The 15,933-nt window shown below is 36.3% G+C and carries 14 protein-coding genes; 12 read left to right on the forward strand and 2 right to left on the reverse strand.

The features are described from left to right. Position 1: 1 nt before the first annotated feature. From ACJJVX_RS13435 to ACJJVX_RS13485, 11 genes are all read left to right on the forward strand, one after another. Positions 2-706 (forward strand): acyltransferase, encoded by a 705-nt coding sequence (locus ACJJVX_RS13435; RefSeq protein ID WP_054204577.1) that lies wholly within the window; start codon positions 2-4, stop codon positions 704-706. Positions 707-709: 3 nt separating this feature from the next. Beyond that, on the forward strand, positions 710-1,852 hold the full coding sequence (locus ACJJVX_RS13440; RefSeq protein ID WP_342884186.1) for a glycosyltransferase: 1,143 nt from the start codon (positions 710-712) through the stop codon (positions 1,850-1,852). Between the two features lie 185 nt (positions 1,853-2,037). Then, positions 2,038-3,531, forward strand: coding sequence for a sugar transporter (locus ACJJVX_RS13445; RefSeq protein WP_054453546.1), 1,494 nt, complete (start codon positions 2,038-2,040; stop codon positions 3,529-3,531). Continuing rightward, complete coding sequence (locus ACJJVX_RS13450) at positions 3,528-4,610, forward strand: glycosyltransferase (protein ID WP_054204580.1); 1,083 nt, start codon at positions 3,528-3,530, stop codon at positions 4,608-4,610. Before ACJJVX_RS13445 ends, ACJJVX_RS13450 begins: the two co-directional genes overlap by 4 nt. A 10-nt stretch (positions 4,611-4,620) precedes the next feature. After that, positions 4,621-6,444 (forward strand): sugar transferase, encoded by a 1,824-nt coding sequence (locus ACJJVX_RS13455; RefSeq protein WP_054204581.1) that lies wholly within the window; start codon positions 4,621-4,623, stop codon positions 6,442-6,444. 164 nt (positions 6,445-6,608) lie between these two features. Then, entirely contained in the window at positions 6,609-6,929 is a 321-nt protein-coding gene (locus ACJJVX_RS13460) for an STAS domain-containing protein (RefSeq protein ID WP_054204582.1), read from the forward strand. Positions 6,930-6,938: 9 nt separating this feature from the next. Next, a complete protein-coding gene (locus tag ACJJVX_RS13465) occupies positions 6,939-7,811 on the forward strand; it encodes an OmpA family protein (protein WP_235575728.1) in 873 nt (290 codons plus the stop codon). Position 7,812: 1 nt separating this feature from the next. Continuing rightward, entirely contained in the window at positions 7,813-9,906 is a 2,094-nt protein-coding gene (locus ACJJVX_RS13470) for an SLBB domain-containing protein (protein WP_054453554.1), read from the forward strand. After that, a complete protein-coding gene (locus ACJJVX_RS13475) occupies positions 9,903-10,607 on the forward strand; it encodes an AAA family ATPase (protein ID WP_054204584.1) in 705 nt (234 codons plus the stop codon). Before ACJJVX_RS13470 ends, ACJJVX_RS13475 begins: the two co-directional genes overlap by 4 nt. A gap of 7 nt (positions 10,608-10,614) precedes the next feature. Then, positions 10,615-12,078 (forward strand): SpoIIE family protein phosphatase, encoded by a 1,464-nt coding sequence (locus ACJJVX_RS13480; RefSeq protein WP_054204585.1) that lies wholly within the window; start codon positions 10,615-10,617, stop codon positions 12,076-12,078. 99 nt (positions 12,079-12,177) lie between these two features. Next, on the forward strand, positions 12,178-13,605 hold the full coding sequence (locus tag ACJJVX_RS13485) for a sigma-54 dependent transcriptional regulator (protein WP_054204586.1): 1,428 nt from the start codon (positions 12,178-12,180) through the stop codon (positions 13,603-13,605). Here the strand turns inward: ACJJVX_RS13485 and ACJJVX_RS13490 are convergent. Beyond that, a complete protein-coding gene (locus ACJJVX_RS13490; protein WP_054453560.1) occupies positions 13,574-14,605 on the reverse strand; it encodes a glycosyltransferase family 4 protein in 1,032 nt (343 codons plus the stop codon). The genes ACJJVX_RS13485 and ACJJVX_RS13490 overlap by 32 nt on opposite strands. 20 nt (positions 14,606-14,625) lie before the next feature. Between ACJJVX_RS13490 and ACJJVX_RS13495 the strand changes: the two genes are divergently transcribed. Continuing rightward, positions 14,626-14,958, forward strand: a complete 333-nt coding sequence (locus tag ACJJVX_RS13495; RefSeq protein WP_054204588.1) for an Hpt domain-containing protein — start codon at positions 14,626-14,628, stop codon at positions 14,956-14,958. Here the strand turns inward: ACJJVX_RS13495 and yvcK are convergent. Then, entirely contained in the window at positions 14,941-15,825 is an 885-nt protein-coding gene (gene yvcK / locus ACJJVX_RS13500; protein ID WP_405631867.1) for a uridine diphosphate-N-acetylglucosamine-binding protein YvcK, read from the reverse strand. The genes ACJJVX_RS13495 and yvcK overlap by 18 nt on opposite strands. Positions 15,826-15,933 lie beyond the last annotated feature (108 nt).

The following is a 15,933-nucleotide window of genomic DNA, read 5'->3' on the forward strand; positions in this document are numbered from 1 at the left end:
CATGATTTTAAATTTCAAAATGTGGTTAAAAAATAGTGATAGTTCATTAGCTAAGTCACTTTTTAAAATCGCAAAAACCATTCGAAATCCGCAAATGTTCGTCATTCCAGGTTTGCATTTTGCGATCTATAAATTACATAATTTTCTCATTACAGTGGTGAGTGAATTAATGCGCATTTTTTATTTTACGCCACTTTTCAAAAGCCAAATTAAGGGTTCAAAACAAGGGCTCTTCCTTTATTCCGGTATGCCGCAACTACTGGGTAATATTGAAATTAGTTGCGGTAATAATAATCGTATTTCGGGAATAAGTACGTTTTGTGCAAGAGGGAGTGACGGTATGACGCCGAAACTTATTATTGGAAACAACGTTGATATTGGATGGCAAAATGCATTTTCAGTAGGTCGATTAATTGTGCTTGAAGATGATGTACGCCTAGCTGGACGTGTCTTTTTAGCTGGTTTCCCAGGGCACCCAATTGACTGTGATAAACGCGCAGCAGGCTTACCCGATGATGAGTCTCAAGTAGGTGATATAGTCATAAAACAAGGCGCATGGATCGGCACAGGCGTTACTATACTCGCTGGCGTAACAATAGGTCGCGGGGCAATAATTGGGGCAGGCAGTGTAGTGACCAAAGATGTTCCAGCAATGACTATCGCTGCGGGTAATCCAGCTAAAGTCGTAAAAAATATAGAGGGCTGATATATGAAGTTTGTTGTTTTTGGAGAAGATTGGGGGAGACACCCAAGTAGTACTCAGCACCTGTTTAAAGAATTATCTGAAAAGCATGAAGTGCATTGGATAAATTCAATCGGAATGAGGAAGCCAAGCATCAAAGTTACTGATATTAAAAGAGTTTTACAAAAGCTGATGCAACTCTGTAGCAGCAATACGAACAAAAAAAATCAAGCAACGTCTGCTGATAACGATAAGTTAATGAAAGTGTATAATTTATTTATTTTACCATGGCATGACTTTAATTTAGCGAGGATGTTTAACCGTTATTTATTTTCACGCTGTTCATTTTTAAATGAACAGCCTATTATTTATTGGTTAAGCGTACCCACTGCCATTTCTCTAATATCCCCACGAAAAGGAATCGATCGTGTTGTTTATTATTGTGGTGATGATTTTAGCGCATTAGCGGGGGTTGATCATCAAATGGTTGAACCATTTGAATCTGCATTGATAAAAAAAGCTGATTTAATCTACGTTATTAGCGATTTTTTGGCTGATAAAATGCCCAAAGAAAAAGTAGAATTACTAACTCATGGTGTTGATTTTGATTTATTTCATAACAGAGCAGTAAAAGCAATTGAGCTCAAAGGCATAAATAAACCAAAAATAGGCTTTTATGGCTCTTTAAATGCTTGGCTAGATAAAGCGCTATTATACAAATTAGCTACCAGTCGTACTCAATATGAGCTGGTTCTTGTTGGAAATATAAGCGATGATTTTAGCGACTTGTTGGCGCTTTCCAATGTGACGCATATAAATGCTGTTGATCATGCTAGGCTTGCTCAATTTTCACAACATTGGCAAGTTTCGTTACTCCCTTTTATAGATAATGAGCAAATAAGAGCTTGTGATCCCCTCAAACTAAAGGAATACCTTGCATGTGGTACTCCGATCGTAGCCACCAGTTTTCCTGCTGTAAATAAATACCAAGAAACTATTTTAGTTGCTCATGATCATGATGGATTTATAACACGTGTTGATATAGCAGTTCAATTAAGCTGCGCAACTGAGTTCTCTTTCAGCGAGATACAGTCAAACTTAGCAAGTAACCACAGCTGGCAATCGAAAGCATCATTAGTGGAATCCCATTTAGTAAATCTCAGCGACTAAACTTGCCTGATTTAATCTGAACCTCAAATTCTACTGTTGGTGTGCTTATTCCCCTAAATTTTTCATCATTGTGGCTCACAACCTGCAGCTATTAATTTAATAGTTTGTTTTAGAGATGAGTTTCTCAAAATGCAAATAGATTCGAGAAACGAATTAGCAAAATGCGAAATATCGGTGGTAAATAGATGTTGGTAAAAGAGCAAATTAAAAGGTTACTTTATTTGGCGCTGTACGCTCTGTACACCCGCGCTAAACTATTTATGATCCCGCTATGCATTGTACCTATTGTCGTTTTCGTTATGTCAGCAACTGCACAAAAGCAATACATGAATCATGCAACAATTTTAATTGAAGAATCTGCATTACTAAATCCTTATTTAGATGATTTATCTTTTTCTTTTCAATTGTCTGACCGTATGGCCGCACTTCGCACATTAGTAATAAGCCGTAAAGTATTGATTACTGTAGCAAGGGAAACTGAACTAATTAATGAAAACTCAAAGCCAAAAGAAGTTGAAGAAATACATCAAAAATTAGCAAAAGCGCTGTCATTATCTTTAATTGGCGATGAATTAGTACGTGTTAATTTTACTTGGCATGACCAGACACAAATGAAAGCAGTACTGGAAAAAATCGTTGAGAAATTTATAGAAAGCTTGCTTGCACCAACTAAAGCCTCACTTGATACATCTGAGCAATTTTTTTATCAACAGCTAGTGAGTTTAAGAGATGAACTGGAACTATCTGAAGAGTTGCTTGCTCAATTTAAAGCTAAAAATAGCAGCACGTTACCAGCCGTTTTACACAGTAACCGTCAGACATTTGATAAATTACTATCAGATCAGCAACAGAAATCTATCGTACTTTCAGGGGCTAAAGCTAAACTTAAAGCACTAATGAACAAAATGGGACAAGCAAACCCCATTCTTGGACGAATTGAAGAGAAAATAATTAGAACTGAATCAGAACTGAGTACATTAAGATCACGCTATACCGACAAACACAGTAAAGTTGTTGAAAAAAAAAGGGCACTTACGAATCTTAAAAACCGACAGCAGGCTTTACTTGAAACCAGTAAAGAGGTTGATATAGAGAACATCGATCAACTTTGGCAAATGGTTAATACCTTACCCACAGATAAAAATAACGAAACCAGTGTTTTAGTTTCACAACTTTTAGCACTTGAAGAGGCAAAGAATCAAGTACTTCAGCAAGAGCAGGAATTCGAGATGCTTTCTGAGCAAGTTGAACTGGTTAGCAATCGGCTATTAGTAACAAGCGATGTTGAAAAGCAATTAAGAAAATTAGAGCGTGACTATGACGTGAAGCAGTCACTTTATAAAGACATGCTGAGCCGTTACGAAATGGCTAAAGTCACGGGTAAGTTAGTTAAATATGAAGGCCCGGATAAAGTTAAAAATATCGAGCGGGCATATAGTCCTACTCAGCCAATTAATACTTCACTTATTTTATCAAGTATCGTGGGAGTGTTTCTAGGCATTTTTACAGGTATAGCGAGTGTGTTCGTTGCTGTACTTTGTGATAGTAGATTGAAGGATATACAGACTATTGAAAAGCTAGCATGTTGTGAAGTCGTTACAGTATTACCAATTATTGATAACGATTTTGAGTTTGAACACAGTGATCAAAATATGGTTAAAGAGGGTGAATTATCATGAAGGTTATGCACTTAGTACAACATCTTAAAATTGGTGGTCTTGAAAAAATGGCTGTCACTTTATTACAAAAAAGTCGTTATAGCCAAAGTAGCATTATTGTCTCTTTAGAAGGAGATAAAGACACCGCTATAGCTTCGTGGCCTGAACTTGCTGAGCTTAATCCACAAATAATCTGTTTAGACAAACAACCTGGCTTTAAACTGGATGTTGTAAACAAACTAGTTGAGTTAGTTGAGCAATACAATATTAATATTATTCATAGCCATCATATTGGACCAATGCTTTACGGAGGTCTTGCCTGTGTTTCTGCTAAGAATAACCAACTTAAGCACCTATCGACAGTACATGATGCATGGTATTTAAATAACTTTAAACAACGTTTTATTACTAAAGCGCTAAATAGTTTATCAAATGTACACTGGGTTGCCGATGCAAAAGTTGTTGCTGATGACTTCCATTCAAAAACAGCCATTAACACAGACTCAACTATTTTAAATGGCGTTGATTGCTGTAAGTTTTCATCAATTGACAGTGATCATGCACGATATGAATTCAGCTTACCTAAATTTGCAACACTCATTGGATGTTCTGCACGTTTAGAGGAAGGTAAAGGACATAAAGATCTAATCATGAGCTTGCTGGATCTTCCTAGCGATTATCATTTAGTTTTTGCCGGTGATGGGAGTTTAAAAAGCACATTAAATGCTTTGACTTTGAAAATGGGTTTACAAGAACGGGTTCACTTTCTAGGGAACGTTCAGAATATGGAAGTCTTTTATTCCAGTATTGATGTTATGTGTTTGTTTTCACAACGAGAAGGACTGCCATTATCTATATTAGAAGCTATGGCATGTGGTAAACCTATCGTTGCCTCTGATGTAGGTGGTATTCATGAAGTAGTAACCCCAGAGCAAGGTATTCTAGTGTCTGCATCAGAGCCTCATAATTTAGCTCCCGCGTTGATTAAAGCAACAACTCTAATAAGTGGTATGCCAATTCGAAATCATGTTATAGCTCTTGCAGACGCTAAGGGAATGAGTAGCCAATACGATAACTTATATGCAGGTTTGACAGTTTAAGGAATAAAAAATGGAAATATTTATGGTTATCTTCATTTTGTTGGTGAGTATCGTATTATACCACCACTTAGGCTATCCATTACTACTCAGGTTATTAAAACCAGAGCTTGCTTCGCAGCCTCAAGATAAAGCGACAGACAATACTGCGGTAAATACGGATGAATTACCCACTATTGCAATATTAATGTGTGTTTATAATGAACAGGCACATATAAGTGAAAAGCTGCATAACCTTGCTTCTTTACTTTATCCGACAACAAAATTTGATATACATGTCTATTTCGATGGTTGTACAGATAATAGCTTTGATTTAGCGCAAAAGGCTCAAGCATCTCTTTTTGATCAACAAGTAAACTGTTTTTTTCATGTAAACCCAGATAACCAAGGGAAAATTAAAGGTATTAATACCTTAATAAATATTGCTCGTTCACAATACGATATTTTATTGTTTTCAGATGTTAGCGCATTACTAAGCATTGATGCATTAAATAAAATCGCAAACCAATTTGAAGACCCTGATGTTACCGTGACCACCGGGCTATATACACTTGATGAAGCAGCGACAAATGAACAAAAAGGTTACTGGCAATATCAAAATAAACTTAAACAGATGGAATCTGAACGTGGTGCTGTAATTGGAGTGCCTGGTGCAATGTTTGCGATGAGATCTGATCATGCATTTGAGCTTGAGAATGGAACAATTAATGACGATTTTGTCTTATCTATGCGAGCTATGCAAAGTGGCGGCAAAGCAGTCATCGATAAAGATATTGTTATATATGAATTGGACTCGGATCAACAAGCACAAGACTATGCTCGTCGCGTGAGGTTGGGGGCTGGTAACTGGCAGCAAATAAAATCTTTAATGTCATTGCTCAACCCTAGGTTAGGCTGGACGTTTATTAACTTTTTTTCGCATAAAGTACTGCGCGGGGTGATGCCGCTAATCTTAGCTGCAATTTATATTACCGTTTTTTGTGCTGCAATAGTTATCCATGCACCTTGGGCTATATTAATAAGTACTGGAATAATAACGATACATAGTATTGACTTTATAAAACGCCTTTTTAATGTGCAAAAAAAAATACCCATTGTCGACAAAGTTATCTATATCATCAATAGCTATTTTATGGCGCTCTTAGGCATTATTAAATATGAATTTGGTAGTTTTAATAAGCCATGGCGACGTGTAAATACATTATCGAAACAAAAATTTCCGGTAGTTAGAGTTATTAAGCGAGTAATTGATATCATTGGGTCAATTGTTGGGTTAGTTCTTGTGCTTCCTATTCTGCTTACTACAGCCATCGTTATTAAATCAACGTCGAAAGGGCCTGTGCTATTTAAACAATTTAGGGTTGGTGAAAGCACAGATACATTCGTCTCTTTATTCAATGTTTATAAATTTCGCTCGATGGTTGTTGATGCTGAAGCTGTAAGTGGTGCTGTCTGGGCTTCGAAAGATGACCCTCGGATAACGCCGGTTGGTCGCTTTATTCGTAAAACCCGAATTGATGAATTGCCGCAATTGTGGAATGTATTACGAGGCGATATGTCTTTAATAGGCCCAAGACCAGAAAGGCCTATATTTTACGGTAAATTAGAAAAAGAAATCCCATACTTTTGTCAACGAACTTATGGCATCAAACCCGGCATATCAGGCCTTGCGCAAGTAATGAATGGTTATGATGAAACCTTAGAAGATGCGAGAAATAAAATAGGGTGGGATTATGCCTATGTACTCAGTTTATCGTCGCCAATGTCCTGGTTAAAAATGGAAATATCAATTTTAACTAAAACTTTTATCGTTGTTTTTACTGGGAAAGGGCAATAAAGCCGCCAAACAAGTTCGCAAAATGCAAAGGATGACTATAGTTATGTTGCATTTTGCGTATTTATTTTCATTCCTTAATCTTTATCATTTATATATCAATAAGTTAAACATTGGCACTTAAGTTGTACTATATTTAATTAGCTAACAACATAAAGGTTAATATTATGACTTCATCAACTAATGCAAATAGCGATATTCAAATTATCGCACTCCCCACAGATTTCTCAGGCCTAACCGTCGATACATTTAAAGATCAATTTGAGCAATTAGCTCACAGTCCTGAACCGCAGATTATTTTAGACTTCTCTAAAACTGAATTTATTGATTCATCAGGTATTGGTGCGATGGTCTTTTTATATAAGCGCATTGAAAAAAATGGACAAAAACTAGCTTTGCTAAACGTATCAGGGCAACCCCATAAACTGATGAGCTTGTTACGTGTAGATAAAACAATTCCATTTATCGAGCAGTCTGACGTAATTTAAGGACAAACTATGAATTTGAAGCACATAATATGTTTAGTTTTAATAATATTAATGGGAGGCTGTGCTTCTTGGCCAGATGAAGGGCAAGGTGGATGGGCTGAAAGATATCAAAATTACCCGTTAACGGATGAACAAGAAGATAGGATCTTCCAATCAGAAGAAACCCTCGTTATTAGTGAATTTGAGCACCAAGTACTAAAACTTGATTTACTTAAAGCTCAAGGGATTCAACAATGCATGCCAGGACAATTGCTTAGAGCACAAATCTATGAAAATCGTATTAGAAGATTAGTGTCTGCACAAATGTGGCAAGACGCAGAGCATGATTTATTAATACATCATCATGCTCTAACACAGTTGAGTAATCATTTTGAAACTGTAAGCAAAATGACATCTTGTGCGGGTGTAAAAGTTGAGGCTCAAGAAAAAGCAACACGGTCAATTAGAGATCAAATTAAAAACCTACTTAACAGTGATAATCAATTTGCTGTTGATGATTTTCAAATTACGCCTAAATACATGGCCCAGCTAGCACAGGCATCAGACTTAATTAAACAAGTTAAAAATATATCACTATTACTAATTGGTCATACTGATGAATCCGGCACTCGGAATGATAATTTTGAACTGGCACTCAAAAGAGCAGAAACAGTAAAGCATTGGCTAGGTATTTATGGTGTGAATCCTGAATACATAACAACCCTAACTCAAGGTAATCTAAAGCCTTATAGTAGTGATGCTGATTCATTTGCTAAACGTCACTCTGACAGAAGAGTCGAAGCGATTGTGATTGATATTACAGCAGATGATGAATCTACCAATCCTAAAGCTAAATCTTTATCTAATTGGACCAAAATATTAAATGGTCCGAAGGAGTATTAGTATGAAGTTTATTGTGATCATTTTAACTATTCTATTGAGCTATTCTAGTGTTTGCTTAAGTAATGAAAATGCTGAAAATAACACTAGAAATATTGAAGTGGGCAATAAATTATTTTTGTATTTACCTGGAGAACCTGAATTCGAAAATGTATTTGAAGTTAATAAAGACGGCACCATTTTATTACCTGAAATTGGTAAGGTGGTTGTTATTAATAAACAAGTAAGTCAAGTTGAAGGTGAGTTAAAAACGCTCCTAAGCGATATTTATGTGGCAATGGAAGATTTTTACGTGGAAGTAAGATCTCGTGACATTATTATCAATGTATTAGGTTATGTTAATACTCCCTCACAAGTGAGTATCCCATTTGATGGAAATATTCAAATGGTTATATCTGCGGCGGGGGATTTAAAACCAGGGGCTCAGTTAGATCGTCTACAAATTCGTCGAGGTGAAGAAGTTATAGAGTTTAATTACAAAGCGTATCTTGATTCTGGTAATAGCAAATTACTGCCGAAACTTAAAAGTGCAGATACAGTATTTGTGCCAGTATCGCCATTACTTGGTAATGTACAAATTGACTTTGACGCACAAACATTAAGTGCATCTGGTGACGCAAGCGATAACAGTGCAATTACATTATTAGGAGAGGTTCATAATCCAGGAAGTTTCTCTTTCAAAGAACAGATGAGCGTACTAGACGCTTTAATGAGAGCTGAAGGGGTAACACGTTACGCTGATGTAACTAAAATCCGTGTAATTAATGATAAAACGCCCATAATTTTTGATTTAAAAGCGTATCTTGATAAACCTAATAATGACACCATGCCTAGGTTAAAATCAGGTTCCACTGTATATGTCCCTATTATGGTTGATGATGTAAATACAACTTCACGCACTGTATATATAATGGGTGAAGTACAAAAACCTGGCGCTTATGAGGCAGCTGACAGCACTAATTTTTTGGATATATTAGCTAATGCAGGTGGACCAACTCGTTTTGCTGAAACTCGACAAATTAAAATATTAACACCTGATGGGGAAAGTATTCTTTTTGACCTTCAAGGTTATAGTGAAGGCTTAACGTCAGTAACAGTACCAGATTTGAACCCAGGTGATGTAATTTTTGTTCCAGAAAAAACAGATCAAAATGAAAAAAGCTGGCTTAAAATCCCACCCAAAAGAGCAATCAAAATTATTGGTGCTATTACATCCCCAGGTCGCTATGAATGGAGCACAGAGATGGACTTCACCGATTTACTAGCGCATGCGGGGGGGCCGACTAAAGGCGCAAACATTAATGATATAAAAATTGTCCGAAATGGTGATGTGACACAGCGCTTCGATTTAGAAAAATACACAATCACAGATGGCCAATTAACATTACCTCAATTAATTGCTGGTGACACAATTATTGTTGAAGAGTTACCCGTCGATCCTGGAAACAATAAGTCACAGTGGATACGTCAAGAATCTAGCAAGTCTATTTATATAATGGGTCAAGTTGGCTCTCCGGGTCGCTACGCATTTAATGACAACATGCACTTTATTGATATTTTAGCTGCGGCGGATGGTCCAAACGCAAACGCTGATCTTCGTAACATTAGAATCACCCATCGAAATGGCAATACAGCACGTGTTAGTAAACTTGACCTAGCCCTGTATTTTGAGACTGGCGATGAAACATTGTTTCCGCACGTTTTACCAGGCGACACCATATTCGTTCCAGAAAAAGATAAAGATTGGTTGCGTACTCCCAAAGAACAAGTAGTTAGAATTATGGGGGCTGTTCAAAAACCTGGGCGTTATACTTTTAATGACACAATGAGTATTCTTGATGCACTAGCCGAAGCTGGCGGTCCTTCAAGTTCGGCATTAATTGATAAAATAGTCGTTGTAAATCACTCTTGCTGCAAGGAGCAATCTAGGGTATTTGATTTAGAAGCTTTTGTTAAAAACCCAAACTCCGTAAATTTACCTGTATTGCGAGCGGGCGATACGTTATACGTACCTGATAAAGGTCAAGACTTACTTAGCCAATTTAGATCCAACTTTCTTGATTTTGTAACAATAATTGCATTAGTGGTTGGCCTATGAAACTAATTCCTGTTCAATATCAAGAGCTCGAAGAGGTGTGTAATGAAATTAATAGCCACCAAGCCCGATGCATAACTTTTATGTCATTATCTGGCGAAGAAGGCTCATCATCACTATGTGCAAGTATTGCAAGACGTCTTAATGCACAAGGAGCAAAAGTTTTAATCATTGATTTAAACCCGTTACATCCTTTTCAAATAGGGAACTCCTTACCATCTCTTAGCAACGAATGGTGCTTCAGCGATATTTCATGCCAACTGAACATTGTTAAGTATCAGCATGTTGACTTGTTGACGATGCAAAATTTAAGTGAAACTGAATCAGTCAAAAACAAGCAAATATTAAACGATGGAATTGATAGACTAAAACAAGAATATGACTATATTTTACTTGATATGTCACCTGCATTAAAACGAAACAGAGGGAATGTTCCATTGCATGCGCTTAGTTTATGCTCTGACTTAACACTTCTTACAGTTGCTTTAGGTGTGAATGATGAAGAATCATTGTGCAGTGCTGTTAAGAATTTAAAACATGCGGCGCATAAACATATAAGAATAATTATTGGCCAGCATAAATTTGCACCACTAGGCGTTAGAATGATCGCTTCCTTAAAAGCAAGGCAGCATAAATGGCCACGACTTACACGTTTTTTAATTAATAAAATTAACCGCCAGCAATGGTTATTTCATCCCTATTGAGCCAATTATGGATACATTATATCAACGAAAGTTCACATTACAGTGGTCAGCAGTAAGCGAAATACGCCAAGTACTTAAACATGTTTTAACTGCTTTATCGGTACGTAATAGCGATATAGATTCTGCCGGTTTGGTGAGTACGGAATATTTAACAAATCTAATTCGTCATAATATGAGTGATGTAATAGAAAGCCTGACTTTAAAGATATATCGCAGCGATGATAAAAAAATTACTTTAGAGTTCATTGATAATTTAGAGCCATATGATTTATTCGCTAACAATGATTCAAACTGGGATATAGGGAGTGGGGAACTTGTTGAAGGGGGCATGGGAGTTGCTCTTATAAGGCATTACTATCCTAAAGCGTCATATCGTAATTATGAACAATACAATTATTTCTCATTTACATTACAGAATATAGATAAGCGTCCTACGCTTATTTATATAGATGATGATAAAAGCCAACTCGCTTTGTTAGAGGCCTACTTAACACCTTATTTTCAGGTTATCACCTGTCTTGATATTGAATCAGGTTGGCAAGCAATTTTAACATCGGGCGCCACTATTTTATTACTCGATCACAAGCTAAAACAAGGCACATGTGAGCCGCTGCTAAAGAAATTAAACCAATCAAATTTAAAAATGCAACTATCAGTAGTGATGCTTACAGGGGATGATAGTGAAGAAGTTATAAGAACAATTAATCACCTTGGTGTTGATGATTACTTAATTAAGCCAGTAAAAAAGATGCGCCTATTACAAAGTATTGAGCGCGTTATACATCGTTTCTCGGCTTTAAAATATTATACATCCGATAACCAAACACCAGCAGTAATTGATATTGAAAATAATAGAAAAGCCCGTGTTTTTGGTTCAATAACGACCAATAATGGGGGGGATTTTTGTATGCTACCTGAACATGAACTACAGCCAATTGTATTGGGTGATATGATGGGACATGGCCTTCAGGCACTAAAAGAAAGTTTTGCTGTTAAAGGGTTCATAAGTGGTTATTTATCTAGTAATCCATCTCTTACCTCATTATTACCAAGTTTAAACAAAGCGCTTTATGATCAAAAAATATGTAAATCAAGCATAGTTACATTACTGATCGCCTTTATTAACAATAATCGCTTTTACTGGCTAAATGCAGGCCACCCATCACCAGTTATAATTACTAAAAAAGGGGAGATAATTGATTTAAAAGGCACAGATCCATTATTAGGTTTGTCAAAAGATCATCATTATAAGTTGTTTGATTATCCCATGGACGATATTGAGCATATATTACTTTACACTGACGGGTGGCTAGAGAATAGAGAAACTCAGCAAGATGATATTACTTCACTGCGTGTAAATTTGCCTGGGGGGGAATTAGCGCATAATGAATACGCAGAACAGCTTTGGCGTAGTACACAAGTATCGTTAACAAAAGAGATAGATGATGCGTCTTTGATAGTAATTAGCTAGCATTTTACTATTAGTGTTTACAAATCTACCTAATACACACTAAGCTGTAGTAAGAGATCCTATATTCTGTAGTTGGTTGTAACCAAAAGGAAGTACTTTATGCCCCCTAAAGTTTTAATAATAGAAGATACAGAATCTTTAGCACTTATGTACCAATCTTATTTAATTCCGACAGGTGTTAATACAAAGATTGCTCATACGGGTCAACAAGCGTTGGATGCCCTCGATGAATTTCAGCCTGATTTAGTTATTTTAGATGTAATGTTACCTGATATGAATGGCTTAGATATTTTATCTTCTTTTAGTACGGAAAATTCACCTCAAGTTATTGTGTTAACTGGCCATGCGACAAAAGAAATGGCTATACAAGCGATTAAGTTAGGTGCTAGTGATTTCTTAGAGAAACCTATTGAAGCAGATCGTTTTCGAATCACAGTTAATAATGCATTAAAGTTAAAAGCATTAAAACAAACAGTCAAAACTTATAAGACAACTTATGAAAATGGAAAATATTTCGATTTAATTGGTAGCTCTCGTGTTATGCAATCTGTTTATCAGATAATTAATTCGGCATCGGTAAGTAAAGCAACGGTATTTATAACTGGCGAAAGTGGAACTGGTAAAGAATTATGCGCAAAAGCCGTACATTTAGCATCGCCACGATCAAATAAACCTTTTGTAGCGTTGAATTGTGCTGCAATACCGAAAGATTTGATCGAAAGCGAAATTTTTGGCCATTTAAAAGGTGCATTTACCGGCGCAATATCGAATAGAGAAGGTGCAGCTGGCCAAGCGAACGGCGGAACTCTATTTTTAGATGAACTTTGCGAAATGGATATCAATCTGCAGAGTAAATTATTACGTTTTATTCAGACTGGATGCTATCAACAAGTTGGCAGTGAGAAAGAGACAAAAGTAGATGTACGTTTTGTTTGTGCAACGAATAGAGATCCATTGCTTGAAGTAGAAGCCGGGCGTTTTAGAGAGGATTTATATTATCGCTTACATGTAATTCCAATTTCATTGCCACCTTTAAGGGACCGTGAGAATGATGTAATAGAAGTTGCAGATGCATTATTTAAAAAGATCAGTAAAGAAGAAGGTCGCGTTTATAAAGGTATGTCTGCTGAAGTTAAAAGCTTATTTGAACGCTATGAGTGGCCTGGAAATGTAAGACAACTCGAAAATACTATTCGTAATATAATAGTCTTGAATAATGCCGAGTTTATTGAAATAAGTATGATCCCAATTTTTCCATCTACATCGCCTATTCATAACGCGGTTAATAAGCTTAACAGTGTTTCGCCTTTCAATCAGCATGAGCACATAAATGAAGAGCTAAACAAACCGGCAAAACTAAATGATAAAAACCAGATAGAGCCGTTATGGGTTGTGGAAAAACGCTACATCGAAAATGCAATTTCAATTTGCAATAACAATATCCCAAAGGCTGCTGCATTGTTGGATGTGAGTCCATCGACTATTTATAGAAAAATTAAAGGCTGGGAAGAGTCCGCGGTAAGCTAGTTTTATACGCCTGTTGTAATAAGTTAAATTGTAGATCGCCACAAAAGCGCGGTTTAGCTGATATTAATGCTGCGTTTTTTATTTTATTAATTTCCACTGAGCTCTGCTTGCTTATTAAGTTCAATACTCGATACATCTCTTGAACTGTATGATTCTTGAGTAAATAACCAGTAATGTTATTTTCAATAATGTTAGGTACTTCACCAACTGGCGTACTGACTACGAGAACATTATTGGCAATGGCTTCAATCAATACCATAGGTAAACCTTCTTCCAAAGAACAAATTAATAAAACATCGATAGTTTTCCATATTTTATCCTGGGGTTGTAAGCCATGGTAAGTTAGATAGCTAAGGTTCAGTTTGTCTTTCATTGGGCCTTCACCAAATAGATGAAACTGCACACCTAAGTTGTTTTTAAACATCTCTGAAAGTTGAGTAAATTTATCTGGTGCTTTTTCGTAAGATAAGCGCCCAACATAGCCAATATTCAAAATGCCGCCATTCATTTTTTGTACGTTAGATGACTTAAATTCAATAAAATTTTCGAGTAATTGTGCTTTATATATTTTGTTTTTTATAAGTGAAGATACAGCAAAATTGATGGAAAAATAGCTCATAAGGGTATCAAACTGATTATATAACCATACTTTACCTTTACCAGCTTCTCCTGCATGATAGGTAGAAACACAGCGCTTACCATGTAATTTGCAAATTAACTTACCGTATATACTCGCTTTGTAACCATGTGTATGTAAAACCGTATTTATATCTATTTGATTTACTAATCTGGCTGTCGTAGTGTAGCTGCCGTCCGAAAATGTATAGCTGATGTTAGCGTCATCTAGAAGCGCGTAAAAAGGTTCATTGTTATGATCTTGAATAAATAAAACTGTCGATGTTATCTGGTTTTTTTTTAAAAGTTTGTTAAGCTCAATTATATGGGTTTCTACACCACCTAACAGTGAAGAATCTATTAACAACAACACTTTATAATACATAACACCTCCAAGGAGTAGGAATGATCGATAACACTGTATTCTCGCAGCTCGAACAAGATGTTGGCCCTGAACTGGCAAAAAAATTATTACAAGTCTATGTTACAGAGTCTAAAAAAGTAATCGATAACCTAATAGACCCAACAAAACAGCAAGAAATAGAAATTAATGCGCACAGCTTAAAAAGCAGCAGTCTAAGCTATGGTGCGCTCGAATTAGGCAAGCTTTGCGGCCAAATTGAGGTCAAAGCAAACGAGCGACAATTCGACTCTCAATTAAGCAACCTGATTTCACAAGCTGAGCATCAAAGTATTACCACCTTTAAACACGCAGAGCGACTAATTAATGGTAGTTGATGTACTGTGATCGCGCATAGGTATCTTTAGAATCTCTGAAAATACCTGACTCAGCTGGCTAATATCATGCTGTTGGTCGTTTACTTTAATTTCTTCATTAAAATGGAGCAAAATATCGTTAATTGCTTCCGCAGAAATACTTAAGTCACAAAACTGATAATCAAGTTGGGTTTCTAGCCAGTCTACGCCATTTAATGGTATATTTTTCATAACACTTTTTTCTGTAGTGATGTTTTCAATAAATATTCTGCATGCCGATGTTTTTTTAATTGCATCGGCTATTTCAGGAATTAGCAAAGAAGGCATAACACTTGTTATTAAGCTACCTGGACCAATTAAAACAAGATCGGCGTTCATAATTGCATCTACTGAGCCTGGGGCTGCTTTTATGTTTGATGACAAACTGATGGTATTCGGTATCTCTGTAAGAGCATCTATTTCACATTCACCGACTATACGTTCACCGTTTTGTAGTGTTGCGACTAAATCTGTTGGTTGATCTGACATTGGATAAATTGTCTCAGCATTTCCTAACATTGCATTAAACCAAGCTACCGCTTCAGTTGGTGATTCTGTCAGCTGAGTCAGCCCTAATAAGGTTAAGTTACCAAGACTATGGCCATCTAATTCACCACCATCAAACCTATGTTTGAAAATAGAATGAATAAGAGACTGATCATCCGTCAATTGTAAACAACACCTACGAATATCGCCTAATGCTACACATTTTTGGGCCTCTCGTATCCGTCCAGTGCTTCCACCATTGTCTGTAGTAGCAACAATTGCTGACAACTGACTGCATAATGGTCTTATTGCACTTAATACCTGCGCTAAACCATGGCCACCACCTAAACATACTATCTTCATAATTTAATCACCTTAATAATGTTGTTTATATACAGCATTATTTATTCCATGATTAAGTTACTTTGTAAGCTAATGAAAATTAAAGAACAAAATTATTAAACTTAGTGG

It is taken from the genome of Pseudoalteromonas sp. Ld20, from assembly GCF_045064175.1.
GTDB lineage: Bacteria > Pseudomonadota > Gammaproteobacteria > Enterobacterales > Alteromonadaceae > Pseudoalteromonas > Pseudoalteromonas neustonica.